A 20,152-nucleotide genomic window follows, 5' to 3' on the forward strand; every position below is an offset into this window, starting at 1 on the left:
GTCGCTCTGGTAAAATGCGCCGCCTCAAACGTCTGCAGGCAGCACCGTGGCATTTACCTTGGTTGATTGGGCGATCATCGCGATCATCGCCGTCTCCACACTGATCAGTCTCAAGCGCGGCTTCGTCAAGGAAGCCTTGTCGTTGCTCATCTGGATCGTTGCGGGTGCGGTTGCGTGGATGTTCGGCGGTTCGCTCTCGGTGTATCTTGAGAGCTATATCCAGACGCCATCCATGCGCGTCATCGCCGGCTGCGCCATTCTTTTCGTCGCCACCTTGCTGGTGGGGGCCATGGTCAACTTCCTTGTCGGCGAGCTGATCCGTGTGACCGGGCTGTCCGGCACCGATCGTTTCCTGGGCATGGCCTTTGGCGCTGCGCGCGGGGCCTTGCTGGTAGTGGTGGCCATAGGCCTGATCAGCCTGGGGCCTGTTCAACAAGACACCTGGTGGCAGGAATCACGCCTGATACCACAATTTCTCTTGGTCGCCGACTGGTCGAAAAACCTGATCCTGGGTTTTACCGGCCAATGGACGCCCAGTGGGTTGATCAGCGCTCCGGCTGATCTTCCGTTCAAGGAACAGTTGCTCGGGCCGTCCCGGCCCTGAGCGCTATTCACTCAAGTTTCGTCAAAGTAGGGGTTGCGTCGCATGTGTGGCATCGTCGGTATCGTCGGTAAGTCGAACGTCAATCAGGCGCTGTATGACGCGCTTACGGTCCTCCAGCACCGCGGCCAGGACGCTGCCGGTATCGTGACCAGCCATGACGGCCGGTTGTTCCTGCGCAAGGATAATGGCCTGGTGCGCGACGTCTTCCAGCAGCGCCATATGCAGCGCCTGGTGGGCAGCATGGGCATTGGCCACGTGCGTTATCCGACGGCAGGCAGCTCGACCTCGGCCGAGGCCCAGCCGTTCTACGTCAACTCGCCGTATGGCATCACCCTGGCCCACAACGGCAACCTGACCAACGTCGAGCAGTTGGCCAAAGAGATTTACGAGTCCGACCTGCGCCACGTCAACACCAACTCCGACTCGGAAGTGCTGCTGAACGTGTTCGCCCATGAGCTGGCGGTGCGTGGCAAGCTGCAACCGACCGAAGAGGACGTGTTCGCCGCTGTTTCCCACGTGCACAGCCGCTGCGTCGGCGGTTACGCCGTGGTGGCGATGGTCACTGGCTACGGCATCGTCGGTTTCCGCGATCCCCACGGTATCCGCCCGGTAGTGTTCGGCCAGCGTCACACCGACGAAGGCGTGGAATACATGATCGCCTCGGAAAGCGTGGCTCTGGACGTGCTCGGCTTTACCCTGATCCGCGACCTGGCGCCGGGCGAAGCGGTGTATATCACCGAAGAAGGCCAGCTGTTCACCAAGCAGTGCGCCGAATCGCCAAAACTGCAGCCGTGCATTTTCGAGCACGTCTACCTGGCCCGCCCAGACTCGATCATCGACGGTATTTCGGTGTACAAGGCCCGTCTGCGCATGGGGGAGAAGCTTGCCGACAAGATCATGCGCGAGCGCCCAGAGCATGATATCGACGTGGTCATCCCGATCCCGGACACCAGCCGCACTGCTGCGCTGGAACTGGCCAACCGGCTGGGCGTCAAGTTCCGCGAAGGCTTCGTCAAGAACCGCTACATCGGCCGTACCTTCATCATGCCCGGCCAGGCCGCGCGCAAGAAATCGGTACGCCAGAAGCTCAACGCCATCGAACTGGAATTCCGCGGCAAGAACGTGATGCTGGTGGACGACTCGATCGTGCGCGGCACCACCTGCAAGCAGATCATCCAGATGGCCCGTGAAGCCGGTGCCAAGAATGTCTACTTCTGTTCCGCAGCCCCTGCGGTGCGCTACCCCAACGTCTACGGCATCGACATGCCGAGTGTTCACGAACTGATCGCCCACAACCGTACCACCGAACAAGTGGCCGAGTTGATTGGTGCCGATTGGCTGATCTATCAGGACTTGCCAGACCTGATTGACTCGGTCGGTGGCGGCAAGATCAAGATCGATCACTTCGATTGCGCGGTGTTCAACGGTGAGTACGTCACCGGCGATATCGACGATGCCTACCTCGAGCGTATCGAGCAGGCCCGTAATGACCTGGCCAAGGTCAAGAACCAGGCCGTCAGCGCGATCATCGACCTCTACAACAACTGATTCAGGGAGCGACGGCATGACGGATCAATGGGATGCCGGGCGACTGGACAGCGACCTCGAGGGTGTCGGTTTCGACACCCTGGCGGTGCGCGCCGGTCAACACCGTACACCTGAGGGCGAGCACAGCGAAGCGCTGTTCCTGACCTCCAGCTACGTGTTCCGCACGGCCGCCGATGCGGCCGCGCGCTTTGCCGGTGAAACACCGGGCAACGTCTATTCGCGTTACACAAACCCGTCGGTGCGCGCCTTTGAGGAGCGCCTGGCGGCCATGGAAGGCGCCGAGCAGGCCGTGGGCACTTCCACCGGCATGGCGGCGATCCTGGCCGTGGTAATGTCGCTGTGCAGTGCCGGTGACCACGTGCTGGTATCGCAGAGCGTATTCGGCTCGACCATCAGCCTGTTCGAGAAGTACTTCAAGCGCTTTGGTGTGCAGGTGGACTACGTGCCGCTGGTCGACCTCGGTGGCTGGGAAAAGGCCATCAAGGCCAATACCAAGCTACTGATCGTCGAGTCGCCGTCCAACCCGCTGGCCGAGCTGGTCGATATCACCGCGCTCAGTGAAATCGCCCATGCCCGCGGTGCCATGCTGGTGGTGGACAACTGCTTCAGCACCCCTGCCTTGCAGCAGCCGCTGAAGCTGGGTGCCGACATCGTGTTCCACTCGGCCACCAAGTTCATCGACGGCCAGGGCCGCTGCATGGGTGGCGTGGTTGCCGGCCGTGCCGAACAGATGAAAGAAGTGGTGGGCTTCCTGCGCACCGCAGGCCCAACGCTCAGCCCGTTCAATGCCTGGATCTTCACCAAGGGCCTGGAAACCTTGCGCCTGCGCATGCGTGCGCACTGCGAAAGCGCCCAGGCCCTGGCCGAATGGCTGGAGCAGCAGGATGGCGTGGAGAAGGTGCACTACGCCGGCCTGCCCAGCCATCCGCAGCACGAGCTGGCCAAGCGCCAGATGAGTGGCTTTGGTGCGGTGGTCAGCTTCGAGGTCAAGGGCGGCAAAGAGGGCGCCTGGCGCTTTATCGACGCGACCCGGGTGATTTCCATCACCACCAACCTGGGTGACAGCAAGACCACCATCGCTCACCCTGCCACCACCTCCCACGGCCGCTTGTCGGCGCAGGAGCGTGAAGCCGCCGGTATCCGCGACAGCCTGATCCGCGTTGCCGTGGGCCTGGAAGATGTGGCCGACCTGCAGGCCGACCTTGCACGCGGGCTGGCCGCACTGTGATCGAAATCCGCGGCAGTACCCCGGGCCACAATGGCCGGGTAGCCTTGGTCACCGGTGCCGCGCGCGGCATCGGCCTGGGCATTGCCGCTTGGCTGGTCTGTGAAGGCTGGCAGGTGGTGCTGAGCGACCTCGACCGGCAGCGTGGCAGCAAAGTGGCCAAGGCCTTGGGCGACAACGCCTGGTTCATTACCATGGACGTTGCCGACGAGGCCCAGGTCAGTGCCGGGGTGTCTGAAGTGCTCGGGCAGTTTGGTCGGCTGGACGCGCTGGTGTGCAATGCGGCCATCGCCAATCCGCACAACCAGACGCTGGAAAGCCTGAGCCTGGCGCAATGGAACCGGGTGCTGGCGGTCAACCTCAATGGCCCGATGCTGCTGGCCAAGCATTGTGCGCCGTACCTGCGTGCGCACAACGGGGCGATCGTCAACCTTACCTCCACCCGGGCGCGGCAGTCCGAGCCCGATACGGAGGCCTACGCGGCGAGCAAGGGCGGCCTGGTGGCCTTGACCCATGCCCTGGCCATGAGCCTGGGCCCGGAGATTCGTGTCAATGCGGTAAGCCCGGGCTGGATCGATGCCCGTGACCCGTCGCAGCGCCGCGCCGAGCCGTTGACCGACGCCGATCATGCCCAGCACCCGACGGGTAGGGTGGGCACCGTGGAAGATGTGGCGGCCATGGTTGCCTGGCTGTTGTCGCGCCAGGCGGCGTTTGTCACTGGCCAGGAGTTTGTGGTCGACGGCGGCATGACCCGCAAGATGATCTACACCTGAACATTCTGCTTATCATTTACGGGCCTCTTCGCGGGTGAACCCGCTCCCACAGGTACAGCGCAGTGCTAAAGACCTGTGCCGTACCTGTGGGAGCGGGTTTACCCGCGAAGGGGCCCGTACAGGCAAGCGCACTATTTTGCCCTTTTTGAAAAATATTCAATGGGGCTATTGACTTAGCTTCGCCATCTGCGTAAATTTCGCGGCCTCAGCGAAGCAAACGCAACAAGCAACATCGCGAGGGTGATTAGCTCAGCCGGGAGAGCATCTGCCTTACAAGCAGAGGGTCGGCGGTTCGATCCCGTCATCACCCACCACTTCCTGAGAAGTTCCTGGTGCAAGGTTTCGCAAGAAGCCCATGGCCAGAGAGGAACGCACTGCGCAGCGGTAGTTCAGTCGGTTAGAATACCGGCCTGTCACGCCGGGGGTCGCGGGTTCGAGTCCCGTCCGCTGCGCCATTTTTCAGTAACAGATGGGTGCTTTGCACCGGTCTGAAGCCACAAGGCAAATTGTCTTTGGCTGATCCCAGTTTCAATCAGGTGCAAGCCTGAACGATACGCAGCGGTAGTTCAGTCGGTTAGAATACCGGCCTGTCACGCCGGGGGTCGCGGGTTCGAGTCCCGTCCGCTGCGCCATCTTCGCTTCAAGGTCCCTAGAACACCTTGAAGCAAACACAAGAGAAGCGATCATGTTATCGCTTTTTTTGTGCCTGCCCTGAGGCCTTGGCGCCGGAAGGGTAGACCCAGGTTTCAATCGGGTGAAAGCCTGAATGATACGCAGCGGTAGTTCAGTCGGTTAGAATACCGGCCTGTCACGCCGGGGGTCGCGGGTTCGAGTCCCGTCCGCTGCGCCATCTTTGCCTCAAGGCCCCTTTGAACGCCTTGAAGCACAAAAAGAGCGACCTTAGGGTCGCTTTTTTTGTTTCTGCGGCTGAAAACCTGTCTTTACCCATTTTTACACCAACCTGACAGACTCTTCACCGACCAGTGGTTCCTGTGCCTGCCTGCTGTGTTGCACAATAGGCACCTTCTCGACTTACCCGGAATTCGCAATGACCAGATCTTCCGTCTTTGGTGCGCTCGGGCTGGCCCTGGTGCTGGCGGGGGTGGCCGGTTGTTCCTCGAAAAAGACTGCCGTGTACGAGCACGAGAACTTCGATGACTCGGGTACCTTCTCGCGCAGCTTTCCGGTGAGCGATGCCGGCACTTGCGAGGCCGCCCGGCGTGCCTTGCTCAGCCAGGGCTACATCATTACCAACAGCGGTGCCAACCAGGTGGTGGGCAACAAGAGCTTCCAGCAGAACAGCGAGAATCACCTGCAGATCAGCTTCAACGTGACCTGTGCGCCGGATGTGAGCGACGAACAGCGCTCGACCATGTTCGCCAACGCCCTGCAGGACCGTTACGCGCTGAAAAAATCCAACACCTCCGCCAGCCTGGGCGTGGGGGTACTGGGTTCGGTATCGATGCCGATCGGCTCCAGCGACGACTCGATGGTCAAGGTGGCCAGCGAAACGGTGACGGCAGCGCAGTTCTATGACCGTTATTTCGCCTTGGTAGAGAGCTACCTGCCCAAGCCCAAGCCTAAGAAGGTTGAAGAAGCCAAGGTCGAGGCGCCCAAGGTTCCGAAGCCAGCGGTAGAACTGGGGTTACCTGAGCAGGCAGCGGCGAACCCGGTGGCGCCTGCGCCGGCTCCGGAAGCGGCACCGGAGGCGCAAGATGCACCTGCGCCGGCCGTTGCCCCGGCCAGTGAAGCGGCAGCGGCACCGGTGGTGGATGACAGCCAGGGCTCGCAGCCGGTGGCGCCGCCGGCCGAAGCTGCGCCTATTCAGGTGCAGCAGCAATCCCAGCCTGCCGAGGCCGCGTCACCCTCCCTTTGACTGTTTGCCTGTTACAGACACCCGCGATAACTTCCTGAACCCCTGCTACGTTTACCACTCATAAGCTTGTCATCATCCCTTCATCCCACCTGCTTAGGCTGAAGGCGATACCTACGAAGACAATATGAGTAAAGAGGACGCAGGGCGATGGATGATTACCAGGAAGAACTACTCGAAACCCAGGCTTACGAACTGGACACCCCGGAACCGGCTGAAGACGCTACCGAGCTTTAGCCCGCCCGCCGCTGGTTGCGGCGGAACTCCCCCGGCGTTAGGCCCGTCCAGCGCTTGAATGCGCGCTGGAAGGCCTCGGCCGAAGCAAACCCCAACAGATAGGCAATCTCGCCGAAGGCCAGCTCCGTGTCACGGATATAGGTCTCGGCCAGGTCGCGCCGCGTTTCGTTGAGCAGGTCGCGAAAGCGCGTGCCTTCTTCGGCGAGTTTGCGGCGCAACGTCCAGGTCGGTAGCTGTAAGTGCAGCGCCACTTCTTCCAGGTCCGGTTCACGGCCGCCATTGAGCAGCGGGCCCAGCAAGTGGGTAATGCGTTCACCCAGGCTGCGCACCCGTGTGCGTTGCAGCAGCTCTGCCTCACACAGTTGCAGCAGGTGCTGCCAGGTGCTCGGGCAATGCCTTGGGTTGGCCAGTTGCAGGGTTGCGCGGCTTAGCCGCAGCTGGTTGCCCTCGGCCGCGAATTGTACAGGTGTGTTGCACAGCGCCTGATAACACTTGGCGTAGGCAGGGGCGGCAAACTCGATGTCCAGGCGCTCGGCCTGCACCTGTGTGCCGGCCAGGTCGGCAAGTTGCGCCAGCCAGCCGGCAAGCAGTGAGTCGACCACGAAGCGGTTGTAGGCGTTGTAAGGGCTGATGGAGTAGAAACGCAACCAGGCGCCTTGGGCGTCTTCCTCAAAGCTGGAGTGGCCACGGTAGTTGGCCCCATACAGTGGCTCGAAGCGCAGCAGGGTGCGCGCCGCGTCGCCCAGTGTCGGTGCCTGGGCGGCGGTGACCCCGGCCAGGCCGGCATGCGCAAGGCGGCTCAGGCGGCCCATGTGCAGGCCCAGTGCGGCCTCGCCGCTCAGCTCGATGGCTGCGTGGCCCAGGTGCATGTAACGGGGGATCGACAAGCGCGCGCCGGCCTCGGCAAGGCGGGGCGCACCCAGACCATAACGGCGCAGCAGGGGCTCGGGGTCGTGCCCCAGTTCGCGCAGGGCCTCTGTCAGCGGCTGGACAAAGCCTACCGAAAGGTCGCCCAGGCGTACGCGGGGGCGGGTCATGAGCCTACAGCCACAGATTCAGCAGGCGGGCGCCAGGGCTGGGGGGACCCGTCAGCAACTCACCCGACTGTCGGGCAAAGCCCTGGCCGTCGCTGGCCTGCTCCCAGAACTGCCCGCGCATGAACACGCTCATGCTGCTGACGCTGGCCCCGGCTGCCTCGGTCAGGCGTTGCCAGGCAGTCTGTTCGCTGACCTCGCCCCGTTGCAGGGCCAGCCCTGCGCTGGCGTCCTGGTGGCGATTGCCGCGCCATGACGCTTCCCAGCTACCCTTGCCGCTGAGGAACACCGGGTTGGCGATCAGCTGTACCGCTTGTTGTGCCAGTTGCTCATGGTTTTGCGGATACCAGCTGTCACTGCCCACCAGGACACCCAAGCGGCCGGCCGGGGTTTGCACCACTTGCAGCGGTTGCTGGCGGCCATCATGGACGTAGCGGCGGATTTCACTGTCGGGGAACTGTTGGCGCTGTGGCTGGCCCAGCAGCGAGCCATCTGCGGCAAACACCAGGCTGCTGTTGAACAGCGGGCCACTGCCGGCATGCAGCACGCCTTGTTTGACATAGGGTGCGGGCAGCACGATGGAGCCGGCCACCAGGGTGACGCCGAACTCCTTGGCCAACCCGCCGAACAACTGCTGATAGTCTGCGGCCATTTGCTCGGCCTTCATGCGCAAATGCGCGTCAGCGCGCCAGTCGTCGCCGTCTGCGCCGAGTATTGCCAGGCCGTAGCGCAGCGGGTTGCTCAGCTCCAGCCACTGCAAGGCCTCGCGGCTGTGCGTGACTTGATAAAGCTCATTCTTTTCCCCACGCGCCCACAGCCAGGTGCCGATGTGCTCCGGCAGCACCACCACCGTGCGCGGGCTCACCAGCCCTTGCGCGCGGGCTTGCTCCAGATAAGCCGCGAGCTTGCGGTGCAGGCGTTGCAGGTTCTGGTAGTCGCCCGGGTACAGCAGCGGCTCGACGCCCAGCAGATTACCGTGCTCGCCCGGCACGCCATGGTTGAGGGCCAGCTCGATGCGCAGGTCGGACAGGTAGTGGCCTTCTGGGCGCTGCTGGGTCCAGAAGCCGTAGCCGCACAGGGAGGCGATCATCACCAGCGCCAGCGCGCTTGCCAGGAGTTTTCGCATGGAACAGGACGAGGCCTTGAGAACCGAGGGTTCCCTAGGGTAGTCCGGCTGTACGTCAGGATCAATAACTTGTCATTTTCGATCATTGAGCCCATTCAAACGGCTGTTTAATCTCGCTGACAGACAAACGACGGGCCCCGCCGACCAGTGAGGTGCCCGCATACCGTGATCACGCCACCAGGGGACTTTTCCATGGCTGCCGACCGCTACCCGCACCTGCTCGCCCCGCTGGACCTGGGCTTTACTATCTTGCGCAACCGCACCCTGATGGGCTCTATGCACACCGGCCTCGAAGAGCGCCCTGGTGGTTTCGAGCGCATGGCTGCGTACTTTGCCGAGCGCGCCCGTGGGGGCGTCGGCCTGATGGTCACCGGGGGCATTGCGCCCAACGATGAAGGCGGGGTGTATTCCGGCGCGGCCAAGCTCAGTACCGAAGAAGAGGCCGACAAGCACCGCATCGTCACCGAAGCCGTGCACGCGGCGGGTGGCAAGGTGTGCCTGCAGATCCTGCATGCCGGGCGTTACGCTTACAGCCCTCGGCAGGTGGCACCTAGCGCGATCCAGGCGCCGATCAATCCGTTCACGCCCAAGGCGCTGGACGAGGAGGGCATCGAGAAACAGATTGCCGACTTCGTCAATTGCGCGGCACTGGCCCAGCGCGCGGGTTACGACGGCGTCGAGATCATGGGTTCGGAAGGCTACTTCATCAACCAGTTCCTCGCCGCCCACACCAACCACCGCACCGATCGCTGGGGCGGCAGCTATGAAAACCGCATGCGCCTGGCGGTGGAAATCGTCAGCCGGGTACGCGGCGCGGTAGGGCCGAATTTCATCATCATCTTCCGCCTGTCGATGCTCGACCTTGTTGAGGGTGGCAGCACTTGGGACGAGATCGAGCTGCTGGCCAAAGCCATCGAGCAGGCTGGCGCGACCTTGATCAACACCGGCATCGGCTGGCACGAAGCGCGTATCCCCACTATCGCCACCAAGGTGCCGCGTGCGGCATTCAGCAAGGTCACGGCCAAGCTGCGTGGGGTAGTGAATATTCCGTTGATCACCACCAACCGTATCAATACGCCGGAAGTGGCCGAAGCTGTATTGGCCGAAGGCGATGCGGATATGGTTTCAATGGCCAGGCCGTTCCTGGCCGACCCGGAATTCGTCAACAAGGCAGCGGCTGGCCGTGCCGATGAGATCAACACCTGCATCGGCTGTAATCAGGCCTGCCTGGACCACACCTTCGGCGGCAAGCTGACCAGTTGCCTGGTCAACCCGCGTGCCTGCCACGAAACCGAGCTCAACTACCTGCCCGTGCGGGCAGTGAAGCGCATTGCCGTGGTCGGCGCCGGCCCGGCTGGCCTGGCTGCGGCCACCGTGGCGGCCGAGCGGGGCCACGCGGTGACCCTGTTTGACGGCGCAAGCGAAATCGGGGGGCAGTTCAACGTGGCCAAGCGGGTGCCGGGCAAGGAAGAATTCTTTGAAACCCTGCGCTACTTTCGCAACAAGGTGAAGAGCACGGGCGTGGACCTGCGCCTGAATACCCGTGTCGACGTGCAGGCGCTGGTGAGCGGCGGCTACGACGAAATCATCCTGGCCACTGGCATCGCACCGCGTACCCCGGCCATTCCCGGTGTTGAGCATGCCAAGGTGCTCAGCTACCTGGACGTGCTGCTTGAACGCAAGCCGGTAGGCAAGGCGGTCGCGGTCATTGGTGCGGGTGGTATCGGCTTCGATGTCTCCGAATACCTCGTGCACCAAGGCGTGGCCACCAGCCAGGACCGTGAGGCGTTCTGGCAGGAGTGGGGCATCGATACCCGTCTTGAGGCACGTGGCGGTGTGGCCGGGATCAAGGCCGAGCCGCATGCGCCGGCGCGGCAGGTGTACCTGTTGCAGCGCAAGAAGTCCAAGGTGGGTGATGGCCTGGGCAAGACGACGGGCTGGATTCACCGCACCGGGTTGAAGAACAAGCGGGTACAGATGCTTAACAGTGTCGAGTACCTGGGTATCGACGATGCCGGTTTGCACATTCGTGTGGCCGACGGCGAGCCGCAGGTGCTGCCGGTGGATAACGTGGTGATCTGCGCTGGCCAGGATCCGCTACGCGAATTGCAGGACGGCCTGGTGGCGGCGGGGCAGTCCGTGCACCTGATTGGCGGGGCTGATGTGGCGGCCGAGCTGGATGCCAAACGGGCGATCAACCAAGGTTCGAGGTTGGCGGCGGAACTCTGAGATTGCTGGGGCTGCTTTGCAGCCCTTCGCGGGCTTGCCCGCGAACGGCCGCACAGCGGCCCCAGGATTTCGCTGGTAAACTCGCACGATGCTTTTCGACCTCCCTCAAGCGCTCCTGCAACCCCTGAACCTGCCTTGGCTGGCAACTGCCAATGTCGAGGCCGCCATCCTGCGGCTGGACCTGATCGACCCACTGGTCAGCGGCAACAAGTGGTTCAAGCTTCGCCATCACCTGCAACAAGCCAGCGTCAGCAAAGCCCCGGGCCTGATCAGCCTTGGCGGCAATCACTCCAACCACTTGCACGCCCTGGCCGCCGCCGGCAAGCGCTTCGGCTTCGCCACCGCCGGCCTGCTGCGGGGCCACGTTCAGGAAACACCTACGGTGCGTGACCTTCAGGCGTTGGGCATGGAGCTGCACTGGCTCGGCTACGGCGGCTACCGCGCGCGCAACGAAACCGGATTCTGGGGCCCCTGGCAGTCACGCTACCCAGGCTGGCATTGCATCCCCGAAGGCGGCGGCGGCCCGGCTGGTGCACAGGGCTGTGCGCTGATCATGCAGCAGGCGCGTTCGCAGCTCACGGCATTGGGCTGGTCGGGCTACGATGCCTGGTGGCTGGCTGCTGGAACCGGTACTACCCTGGCCGGCCTGGTGCTGGCCGAGGCGGGTGCGCATGTCGTACATGGCGCATTGGCCGTGCCCAGGGATCATGGCGTGCCGGAGACGGTGGCAGCATTGGCCGGTACACACGGCTACCAGCTACACGATGCGTGCCGTGGCGGTTTTGGCAAATTCGACGATGAGCTGCTGGCCTTCATTGCCGGGTGCGAGCAGCACAGTGGTGTACCGCTCGAGACCCTGTACACCGGCAAGGCCCTGCTGGCCCTGCGTGATCAGGTCGAGGCCGGGCTGTTTGCGCCCGGCACTCGCCTGATCGTTGTGCATACCGGTGGCCTGCAGGGCCGGCGCGGTTACTTGAAGGGCAGCATGCGCAGCAGCGTGTTGTCGCGCTGCACGTAGTGGTGATACAGCCCGGCCAGGGCGTGCAGGCCGATCAACCAGTAGCCCCAACTGCCCACGCGTTCATGCCAGCCTTTGATGAACTTGGCCTGGTCCGGGTCCGGGCCAATCAGGTGTGGCAGCTCCAGGCCGAAGAACGGCACAGGTTTGTCGGCGGCGCTGAGGATCAGCCAGCCGGCCAGTGGCATGCCGATCATCAGCAGGTACAGCGCCAGGTGCATCAGGTGCGCAAGCCCGGTCTGCCAGGCCGGCGGCTTGGGCACGATGGGCGGGGTAGGGCGGCTCAGGCGCATGGCCAGGCGCAGCCAGACCAGCACGAACACGCTCAGCCCGAGCATGAAGTGCAGGTCTTTCATCAGATTGCGTTCGGCGCTGTCCTTGGGGAACAGGCCACGCAGTTCGATGAGCGCATAAACAGCGGCCAGCAGCACCAGCATCAGCCAATGCAGGGCGATGGACACGCGTGCGTAATGGGTCGCGGGGTTGGATGAAACCATGATCGGTCCTCGTCATCAGGTCAAAATGGCGCTCTTGCTGGCGCTCAGGTACCACTGTAGTGGTTACCAGAAATAAATCTTTGCGCTAGGTCTGTGAAAATTGTGTTGCCAGCACCGGCCCTATCGCCGGCAAGCCAGCTCCCACAGGGACGATGCTGAGCCTGGGCTGTGCAGTGGGAGCTGGCTTGCCGGCGATAGGCCCGGTACAGGTAACATCAGGCACCGGGCACGTGCGGCCAGTCATCAGCCACCAGAAACACCCGCTCCACCTCCTGCCAGGCACCCTCGGCATCAGCCTCCAACCTCACCAGCAACTGCGCCGGCGCCTGCCGCTCCAGCACATGCAACCAGGCCGCAAACTGCTCCACCGTCCAGCCTTCACCTGCCTCGACCCGCGCAGGTGCCAGCCAGGCATGCCGCTGCAAGGGCTGCCAATGTTCACCCTCTGCCATGACCCAGTCCCGCCGGCGCACCCAGCGCCCGTGCAAGTGCTGCGGGTTGGCGCCCGCGGGTGGCTCGGCATGGCCAGGCCATGGATAGAACAGGTAGCCACCCAGCCACACGTGTGCCTGCACCTGCTCAACCCCCAACCGCGCCAACAGCTCGCGGCTGTGCGCGCCGTTCGACATGGGCAACTGGTGCCCCGTCAGGTGCGCAAGTTTGCTCCCCAGCCGGTCATGGCACCCAGGTCCCAGCCAGGCATGCGGGTCGTGCCCGGCGTCTTGCGGCCCCAGGTACAACTTGATCGCCAGTTCCAGGTGGTGCACACCGTCGCGGTCGCGCAGCACCACGTCCAGCTCGCCCAGGGTGTGCCCACCGTCACGGATTGCCAGGTTGGCCGCCAGCAGCTCGATGCCGGGTGCCTGGCCCAGGGCAAATTGCCACAGCCGTTCGTAGTAAAGCCCCAGCCGCCGGCTGCCGAGCTTTGCCAGCCACGCTTGCAGCGGGCGATCGTCGGCATCCAGCGCTCGCAACCAGCCCTCGAGACGCTGCGGCTGCTGCGCCCAGAGGCTGCCCGTCAGCGGGTGGCGCTGGGGACAGGGCGGGGTGCTGAGCAGGGGCGGCGACAGCAGCGCCCAGGCCAGGTCGCGCACGGCGGGGCGGCGTAGCTGCCGGGGCAGGTCGATGAGCAGGGCGAATGGCATCATCCTGCGAGCATAGCCGGTTTGCCGCTACCCGGTGGTTTCGCCCATAATCGGGCCATCGTCACCCGTCGCAGAGCCCCGCAGGAGCCCCATGGAGCAATTTCGCAATATCGGTATCATCGGCCGCCTTGGCAGCTCGCAGGTGCTCGACACCATTCGCCGACTGAAAAAATTCCTCCTCGATCGCCACTTGCATGTGATCCTCGAGGACACCATTGCCGAAGTGCTACCCGGCCATGGCCTGCAAACCTCTACCCGCAAGCTGCTGGGCGAGGTCTGCGACCTGGTCATCGTGGTCGGCGGCGACGGCAGCCTGTTGGGCGCCGCCCGCGCCCTGGCCCGGCACAACATTCCGGTGTTGGGCATCAACCGTGGCAATTTGGGCTTCCTCACCGACATCCGCCCTGACGAGCTGGAAGAGAAAGTTGCCGAAGTGCTCGACGGCCACTACCTGGTGGAAAACCGCTTCCTGCTGCAGGCCGAGGTGCGTCGCCATCACGAGGCCATTGGCCAGGGTGATGCGCTGAACGACGTGGTGCTGCACCCAGGCAAGTCCACGCGCATGATCGAGTTCGAAATCTACATCGACGGCCAGTTCGTCTGCAGCCAGAAGGCCGACGGCCTGATCGTCGCCACGCCCACCGGTTCCACTGCCTACGCGCTGTCGGCCGGCGGCCCGATCATGCACCCCAAGCTCGACGCCATCGTCATCGTGCCGATGTACCCGCACACCTTGTCGGGCCGGCCGATCGTGGTCGACGGCAACAGCGAGCTGAAGATCGTGGTGTCCAAGGACCTGCAGATCTACCCGCAAGTGTCCTGTGACGGCCAGAACCACTTCACCTGCGCCCCCGGCGACACCATCACGGTGAGCAAGAAGCCGCAGAAGCTGCGCCTGATTCACCCGCTGGACCACAATTACTACGAGGTCTGCCGCACCAAGCTCGGTTGGGGCAGCCGCCTGGGGAGCAGGGACGACTGATGCTCGATCCGGCGCGAAGTTTCGACATCATCGGTGACGTACACGGCTGTGCACTGACCCTTGAACGCCTGCTCGACGCCCTCGGTTACAAGCGTGTGGCCGGCGTGTGGCGCCACCCGCGGCGCCTCGCGCTGTTTCTGGGCGATATCGTCGACCGCGGGCCACGCATTCGCGAGGCGCTGCACATCGTCCATGATATGGTCGAGGCCGGCCAGGCGTTCTGCATCATGGGCAACCACGAATATAACGCCCTGGGCTGGGTCACCCCGGCACTGCCCGGCAGCGGCAAGGCCTATGTGCGCGAGCACACGCCACGCCACGCCCGGCTGATTGACGAAACCCTCACCCAGTTCGCCCACCACCCCGGCGACTGGCACGATTTCGTCAACTGGTTCTACCAGCTGCCGCTGTTCATCGATGCCGGGCGCTTCCGCCTGGTGCACGCCTGCTGGGACCCGCGGTTGATCGAGCCGCTGCGCCAGCAATACCCCGACGGGCGCATCGATGAACACTTCATCCAGGCCTCGGCAGTCAGTGGCAGTTTTGCCGACACGGTGTGCAACCGCCTGTTGCGTGGCACCGACATGCGCCTGCCGGACGGCCTGACGCTGACCGGCGGCGACGGCCTGACCCGCGCGTTCTTCCGCACCAAGTTCTGGGAAGAAGACCCGCAAACCTATGGCGACATCGTGTTCCAGCCCGATGCCTTGCCCGAGGAGGTAGCCAGTACCCCGCTCAGCCACAGCCAGAAGAACGCTTTGCTGCGCTATGCCGAAGACGAGCCCTTGCTGTTCGTGGGCCATTACTGGCGCAGCGGCCGCCCAGCGCCGATCCGCGCCAACCTGGCCTGCCTGGACTACAGTGCCGTGCTCTACGGCAAACTGGCCGCCTACCGGCTGGATGATGAAACCCGCATTGACCCGCACAAGTTCGTCTGGGTCGACGTCGACCGCCCACAGGCCAACCAATGAATATTATCGAAGTGATGCGCCTGCCGCTGTCGGTTGACCTCAGCGGCTTCGTCCACCTGCTGCAACGTCTGCAGGTGCCGCACCGGGTCAGCGAGGAGGGCGATGTCCAAGTGCTCTGGGCCCCCGACACCCTTGCCGAAGACGTGCTGCAACTCTACCAGCGCTACCCCGACGGCAACGCCGACCTCCAGGCGGTGGAGCAACCTGTGGGAGCGGGGCCTGCGAACGGCCCCACACAACCCTCCCTGGTGCAGCAGGCCAAAGCCTGCAAGATCACCACCCTCACGCTGCTGCTGTGCTTCATCGTCGCCGGCCTCACCAGCCTGGGCGACAATTTCACCACCATCAGTTGGTTTACCTTCCTCGACTTCCGCGTCCAGGGCGACTACCTGTACTTCAGCTCGCTGGCGCAAGTCCTGGACCAAGGCCAGTGGTGGCGCCTGGTATCACCCATGCTGCTGCACTTTGGCGTGCTGCACCTGGCCATGAACAGCCTGTGGTACTGGGAGCTGGGCAAGCGCATCGAGTTGCGCCAGGGCCCGTGGATGCTGCTGGGCCTGACCTTGCTGTTCAGCCTGGTGTCCAACCTGGCCCAGCACTACACCAGCGGGCCGAGCCTGTTCGGCGGCCTGTCCGGCGTGCTGTACGGCTTGCTCGGGCATATCTGGCTGTACCAGTGGCTGGCGCCCAACCGTCACTTCAACCTGCCCAAGGGCGTACTGGTGATGATGCTGGTCTGGCTGGTGGTGTGCCTGACCGGCGTGGTCGGCACCCTGGGCCTTGGCCAGATCGCCAACGCTGCCCATGTTGGTGGGTTGCTCATCGGATGCCTGACCGGGCTCTTGGGTGGGGCGCTGGCCCGGCGTAAACTGTCGGCTTGAATCAGGAGACACTATGTCCACTTTCGCGCAAATGATTGAAAACATCACCCCGGAAATCTACGAAAGCCTGAAACTGGCCGTGGAAATCGGCAAATGGTCGGATGGCCGCAAGCTCACGGCCGAGCAGAAAGAGCTGTCGCTGCAGGCGGTCATCGCCTGGGAGATGAAAAACCTGCCCGAAGAGCAGCGCACCGGTTACATGGGCCCGCAGGAATGCGCATCGAAGTCTGCGCCGATCGCCAACATTCTGTTCAAGTCGGACTCGGTACATTGATCGAACTCGCTCGTGGCTCGTTGAGCAAGATGGCAGTAAGCCTGCAGGCACCCGTGGTGCAATACAGCTTCCGGCTGGATGACACGCAGGTGCCAGTCAACCCGCTGATCGGCCAGCGCCTGCGCCTGGAATACCTCGGCGCCATTCACTGCAGCCATTGCGGCAAGCGCACCAAGACCAGTTTCAGCCAGGGTTACTGCTACCCGTGCATGACCAAGCTGGCCCAGTGTGACCTGTGCATCATGGCCCCGGAAAAATGCCACTACGATGCCGGCACCTGCCGCGAACCGTCGTGGGGCGAACAATTCTGCATGACCGACCACGTGGTCTACCTGGCCAACTCGTCGGGGATCAAGGTCGGCATCACCCGCGCCACCCAGCTGCCCACTCGCTGGCTCGACCAGGGCGCCAGCCAGGCCCTGCCGATCATGCGTGTGGCCACCCGTCAGCAATCAGGCCTGGTGGAAGATGTACTGCGCAGCCAGGTGCCAGACCGCACCAACTGGCGCACGCTGCTCAAAGGCGATGCCGAGGTGCTCGACCTGCCCGCCATTCGTGAGCAGATCTTCGACGCCTGCGCCGACGGCTTGCGCGAGCTGCACGGGCGCTTTGGCCTGCAGGCGATTCAGCCGCTGCCCGACGCCGAAGTAGTGCAGATGAACTACCCGGTCGAGGCCTACCCGAAAAAGATCGTCAGCTTCAACCTCGACAAGGACCCGGTGGCCGAAGGCACGCTGCTGGGCATCAAGGGCCAGTATCTGATCTTTGACACCGGGGTGATCAATATTCGCAAGTACACGGCCTACCAGTTGGCCGTGCTCCAGTAAAAAGGACCTGCACATGCGTACCGAACAACCGCAAGTGATCTACCTGAAGGATTACCAGGCGCCCGAGTACCTGATCGACGAGACGCACCTGACTTTCGAGCTGTTCGAGGACCACACCCTGGTCCACGCGCAACTGGTCATGCGCCGCAACCCGGCACGCGGTGCCGGCCTGCCGCCTTTGGTGCTAGACGGCCAGCAGCTGGAACTGCTGCGTGCCTCGCTGGACGACCAGGAACTGCAGTCGGGCGACTACCAGGTCGATGCCGACAGCCTGACCGTCCATCCCAAGGCCGAACGCTTCACCCTCGACACCAGCGTGAAGATCCACCCTGAGCGCAACACTGCGCTGGAAGGCCTGTACAAGTCCGGCAAGATGTTCTGCACCCAGTGCGAGGCCGAGGGCTTCCGCAAGATCACCTACTACCTCGACCGCCCGGACGTGATGAGCACTTTCACCACCACGGTGATCGCCGAGCAGCATCGTTACCCGGTATTGCTGTCGAACGGAAACCCGACGGGCAGCGGCCCGGCCGAGGATGGCCGCCACTGGGCAACCTGGGAAGACCCGTTCAAGAAACCGGCTTACCTGTTCGCGCTGGTGGCCGGGGACCTGTGGTGCGTCGAGGACACGTTTACGCGTCAGTCTGGCCGTGATGTGATGCTGCGCATCTATGTCGAACCCGAAAACCTCGACAAGTGCGACCACGCCATGGTCAGCCTGAAGAAGTCCATGCGTTGGGACGAAGAAGTCTACGGCCGTGAGTATGACCTGGACATCTTCATGATCGTCGCGGTCAACGACTTCAACATGGGCGCCATGGAAAACAAGGGCCTGAACATCTTCAACTCCAGCTGTGTGCTGGCCCGTGCCGAAACCGCCACCGATGCCGCGCACCAGCGCGTCGAAGGCGTGGTCGCCCACGAGTACTTCCACAACTGGTCGGGCAACCGGGTCACCTGCCGTGACTGGTTCCAGCTGTCGCTCAAGGAAGGCTTCACGGTGTTCCGCGATGCCGAGTTCAGCGCCGACATGAACTCGCGCACGGTCAAGCGCATCGAAGACGTCGCCTACCTGCGCACCCACCAGTTCGCCGAAGACGCTGGCCCCATGGCCCACCCGGTGCGCCCGGACAGCTTCATCGAAATTTCCAACTTCTACACCCTGACGGTGTACGAGAAGGGCGCCGAAGTGGTGCGCATGGTCCGTACCCTGCTGGGCGCCGACGGCTTCCGCAAGGGCAGCGACCTGTATTTCGAGCGTCACGATGGCCAAGCGGTGACCACCGATGATTTCATCAAGGCCATGGAAGACGCCAACGGTGTGGACTTCACCCAGTTCAAGCGCTGGTACAGCCAGGCCGGTACCCCGCGTCTGGACGTGAGCGAAAGCTATGACGCAGTTGCACAAACCTACAGCCTGACCTTCCGCCAGAGCTGCCCGCAAACCCCGGACAAGGCCGAAAAGCTTCCGTTCGTGATCCCGGTCGAGCTGGGCCTGCTGGACGCTCAAGGCAATGACCTGCCGCTGCGTCTGGCCGGTGAGCCGGCAGCTGGCGGTACCAGCCGTGTGCTGTCGGTGACCGAGGGCGAGCAGACCTTCACCTTCGAGGGTATCCAGGCCAAGCCGCTGCCCTCGCTGCTGCGCGGCTTCAGCGCACCGGTGAAGCTCAGCTTCCCCTACAACCGCGACCAGCTGATGTTCCTGATGCAGCACGACAGCGACGGTTTCAACCGCTGGGAAGCGGGGCAGCAACTGTCGGTACAGGTGTTGCAGGAGCTGATCGGCCAGCATCAACGCGGCGAAGCCCTGAAACTCGACCAGCGCCTGATCACGGCCCTGGGCACCGTGCTGGGTAACGCGTCGCTGGACCCGGCCATGGTTGCCGAAATGCTTTCGTTGCCGGGCGAGGCGTACCTCACCGAGATCAGCCAGGTGGCCGACGTGGACGCCATCCACGCAGCCCGCGAGTTCGCCCGCCAGCAGATCGCCGAGCAGCTGTTCGACGCCCTGTGGGCGCGCTATCAGGCCCACCGTGAAGTGTCGCGCGGCACCGCCTACGTGGCCTCTGCCGAGCACTTCGCCCGCCGTAGCCTGCAGAACATTGCCCTGTCGTACCTGATGCAGAGCGGCAAGCCGCAGGTGCTGGAAGCGACCCTGGAACAATTCGATCAGTGCGACAACATGACCGAGCGCCTCACGGCCTTGGCGGTGCTGGTCAACTCGCCGTTCGAAGCCGAGCGGGCCAAGGCCCTGGAAGCCTTTGCCGAGCACTTCAAGGACAACCCGCTGGTCATGGATCAGTGGTTCAGCGTGCAGGCGGCCAGCACACTGCCGGGCGGGTTGGCACGGGTCAAGGCGTTGATGCAGCACCCGGCGTTCACCCTGAAAAACCCGAACAAGGTGCGTGCGCTGATTGGGGCCTTTGCCGGGCAGAACCTGATCAACTTCCATGCCGCCGATGGTTCGGGCTATCGCTTCCTCGCGGACCTGGTGATCGAGCTGAATGCGCTGAACCCGCAGATCGCCTCGCGTCAGCTGGCGCCGCTGACCCGCTGGCGCAAATATGACGATGCGCGTCAGGCGCTGATGAGGGGCGAGCTGGAGCGGATTCTGGCTTCGGGTGAGCTGTCCAGTGATGTGTATGAAGTGGTGAGCAAGAGCCTGGCTTGAGTTTTCTGTAGTCAGTGCCGGCCTCTTCGCGGGTAAACCCGCCCCCACAGGTACTTCACCGCTTTCATGGACGGTGTAGCACCTGTGGGAGCGGGTTTACCCGCGAAGCTTTTTGGGCCGACAACAAAACATAACACCCCGCCCGTTGTAATCGCGCAGACATCCCCGCTACGATCCCCTCAAGCTATTGCAGGCCTCTAGATCAGGCTTTTTGCAGTACCTGCAATGCATTGACCC

17 protein-coding genes and 4 tRNA genes are annotated in these 20,152 nt (G+C 63.4%); 17 read left to right on the top strand and 4 right to left on the bottom strand.

The genetic code is table 11. The features are described from left to right. Positions 1 to 46 precede the first annotated feature (46 nt). From OZ911_RS07470 to OZ911_RS07510, 9 genes are all read left to right on the top strand, one after another. Positions 47 to 604, top strand: coding sequence for a CvpA family protein (locus OZ911_RS07470; RefSeq protein WP_016485525.1), 558 nt, complete (start codon positions 47 to 49; stop codon positions 602 to 604). 42 nt (positions 605 to 646) lie between these two features. After that, entirely contained in the window at positions 647 to 2,152 is a 1,506-nt protein-coding gene (purF, locus tag OZ911_RS07475; protein WP_016485526.1) for an amidophosphoribosyltransferase, read from the top strand. A gap of 16 nt (positions 2,153 to 2,168) precedes the next feature. Then, a complete protein-coding gene (locus OZ911_RS07480; RefSeq protein WP_016500858.1) occupies positions 2,169 to 3,380 on the top strand; it encodes an O-succinylhomoserine sulfhydrylase in 1,212 nt (403 codons plus the stop codon). Next, the gene (locus OZ911_RS07485) at positions 3,377 to 4,150 is read left to right on the top strand and encodes an SDR family oxidoreductase (protein ID WP_016485528.1); all 774 of its coding nucleotides are present in this window, start codon (positions 3,377 to 3,379) and stop codon (positions 4,148 to 4,150) included. Before OZ911_RS07480 ends, OZ911_RS07485 begins: the two co-directional genes overlap by 4 nt. A 238-nt stretch (positions 4,151 to 4,388) precedes the next feature. Continuing rightward, positions 4,389 to 4,464 (top strand) — tRNA-Val (locus tag OZ911_RS07490). A gap of 64 nt (positions 4,465 to 4,528) precedes the next feature. Then, positions 4,529 to 4,605: transfer RNA gene (locus tag OZ911_RS07495), tRNA-Asp, on the top strand. A gap of 100 nt (positions 4,606 to 4,705) precedes the next feature. Further along, positions 4,706 to 4,782, top strand: a tRNA-Asp gene (locus tag OZ911_RS07500). A 141-nt stretch (positions 4,783 to 4,923) separates the two neighbouring features. Continuing rightward, positions 4,924 to 5,000 (top strand) — tRNA-Asp (locus OZ911_RS07505). A 198-nt stretch (positions 5,001 to 5,198) separates the two neighbouring features. After that, a complete protein-coding gene (locus OZ911_RS07510; RefSeq protein ID WP_016485529.1) occupies positions 5,199 to 6,026 on the top strand; it encodes a DUF2242 domain-containing protein in 828 nt (275 codons plus the stop codon). Between the two features lie 230 nt (positions 6,027 to 6,256). Here OZ911_RS07510 and OZ911_RS07515 read toward each other — a convergent pair whose 3' ends face one another. Together OZ911_RS07515 and OZ911_RS07520 are read right to left on the bottom strand one after the other, a co-directional pair. Then, positions 6,257 to 7,297, bottom strand: coding sequence for an AraC family transcriptional regulator (locus tag OZ911_RS07515; RefSeq protein WP_070086443.1), 1,041 nt, complete (start codon positions 7,295 to 7,297; stop codon positions 6,257 to 6,259). Between the two features lie 4 nt (positions 7,298 to 7,301). Next, positions 7,302 to 8,420, bottom strand: coding sequence for a nitrilase-related carbon-nitrogen hydrolase (locus tag OZ911_RS07520; protein ID WP_023049504.1), 1,119 nt, complete (start codon positions 8,418 to 8,420; stop codon positions 7,302 to 7,304). 192 nt (positions 8,421 to 8,612) lie between these two features. Between OZ911_RS07520 and OZ911_RS07525 the strand changes: the two genes are divergently transcribed. Both OZ911_RS07525 and OZ911_RS07530 read left to right on the top strand, forming a co-directional pair. Beyond that, positions 8,613 to 10,649 (top strand): NADPH-dependent 2,4-dienoyl-CoA reductase, encoded by a 2,037-nt coding sequence (locus OZ911_RS07525; protein ID WP_070086444.1) that lies wholly within the window; start codon positions 8,613 to 8,615, stop codon positions 10,647 to 10,649. A gap of 88 nt (positions 10,650 to 10,737) precedes the next feature. Then, complete coding sequence (locus OZ911_RS07530) at positions 10,738 to 11,667, top strand: 1-aminocyclopropane-1-carboxylate deaminase/D-cysteine desulfhydrase (protein ID WP_023048585.1); 930 nt, start codon at positions 10,738 to 10,740, stop codon at positions 11,665 to 11,667. Here OZ911_RS07530 and OZ911_RS07535 read toward each other — a convergent pair. Both OZ911_RS07535 and OZ911_RS07540 read right to left on the bottom strand, forming a co-directional pair. Continuing rightward, the gene (locus OZ911_RS07535) at positions 11,619 to 12,164 is read right to left on the bottom strand and encodes a cytochrome b (RefSeq protein WP_016485535.1); all 546 of its coding nucleotides are present in this window, start codon (positions 12,162 to 12,164) and stop codon (positions 11,619 to 11,621) included. The genes OZ911_RS07530 and OZ911_RS07535 overlap by 49 nt on opposite strands. 215 nt (positions 12,165 to 12,379) lie before the next feature. Beyond that, complete coding sequence (locus OZ911_RS07540; RefSeq protein WP_060519087.1) at positions 12,380 to 13,312, bottom strand: DUF1853 family protein; 933 nt, start codon at positions 13,310 to 13,312, stop codon at positions 12,380 to 12,382. An 88-nt stretch (positions 13,313 to 13,400) separates the two neighbouring features. Between OZ911_RS07540 and OZ911_RS07545 the strand changes: the two genes are divergently transcribed. Genes OZ911_RS07545 through pepN form a run of 6 tightly spaced genes read left to right on the top strand, consistent with a single transcriptional unit; the run spans position 13,401 to position 19,915 of the window. Continuing rightward, positions 13,401 to 14,291: an NAD(+) kinase gene (locus OZ911_RS07545; protein ID WP_016485536.1), complete on the top strand. Its 891-nt coding sequence runs from the start codon at positions 13,401 to 13,403 to the stop codon at positions 14,289 to 14,291. Further along, positions 14,288 to 15,262, top strand: coding sequence for a metallophosphoesterase (locus tag OZ911_RS07550; protein WP_169725181.1), 975 nt, complete (start codon positions 14,288 to 14,290; stop codon positions 15,260 to 15,262). The genes OZ911_RS07545 and OZ911_RS07550 overlap by 4 nt, the downstream gene beginning before the upstream one ends. Further along, positions 15,259 to 16,143, top strand: coding sequence for a rhomboid family intramembrane serine protease (locus OZ911_RS07555; RefSeq protein ID WP_016485538.1), 885 nt, complete (start codon positions 15,259 to 15,261; stop codon positions 16,141 to 16,143). Before OZ911_RS07550 ends, OZ911_RS07555 begins: the two co-directional genes overlap by 4 nt. A gap of 13 nt (positions 16,144 to 16,156) precedes the next feature. After that, the gene (locus tag OZ911_RS07560; RefSeq protein WP_016485539.1) at positions 16,157 to 16,417 is read left to right on the top strand and encodes a YeaC family protein; all 261 of its coding nucleotides are present in this window, start codon (positions 16,157 to 16,159) and stop codon (positions 16,415 to 16,417) included. Continuing rightward, positions 16,414 to 17,244 carry a DUF2797 domain-containing protein gene (locus OZ911_RS07565; protein WP_016485540.1) on the top strand — a complete coding sequence of 277 codons (831 nt, stop codon included), beginning with the start codon at positions 16,414 to 16,416 and terminating at the stop codon, positions 17,242 to 17,244. The genes OZ911_RS07560 and OZ911_RS07565 overlap by 4 nt, the downstream gene beginning before the upstream one ends. A gap of 13 nt (positions 17,245 to 17,257) precedes the next feature. After that, complete coding sequence (gene pepN, locus OZ911_RS07570; protein ID WP_016485541.1) at positions 17,258 to 19,915, top strand: aminopeptidase N; 2,658 nt, start codon at positions 17,258 to 17,260, stop codon at positions 19,913 to 19,915. Positions 19,916 to 20,152 lie beyond the last annotated feature (237 nt).

Origin of the sequence: Pseudomonas fortuita (assembly GCF_026898135.2) — a bacterium.
Classification (GTDB): Bacteria; Pseudomonadota; Gammaproteobacteria; order Pseudomonadales; family Pseudomonadaceae; genus Aquipseudomonas; species Aquipseudomonas fortuita.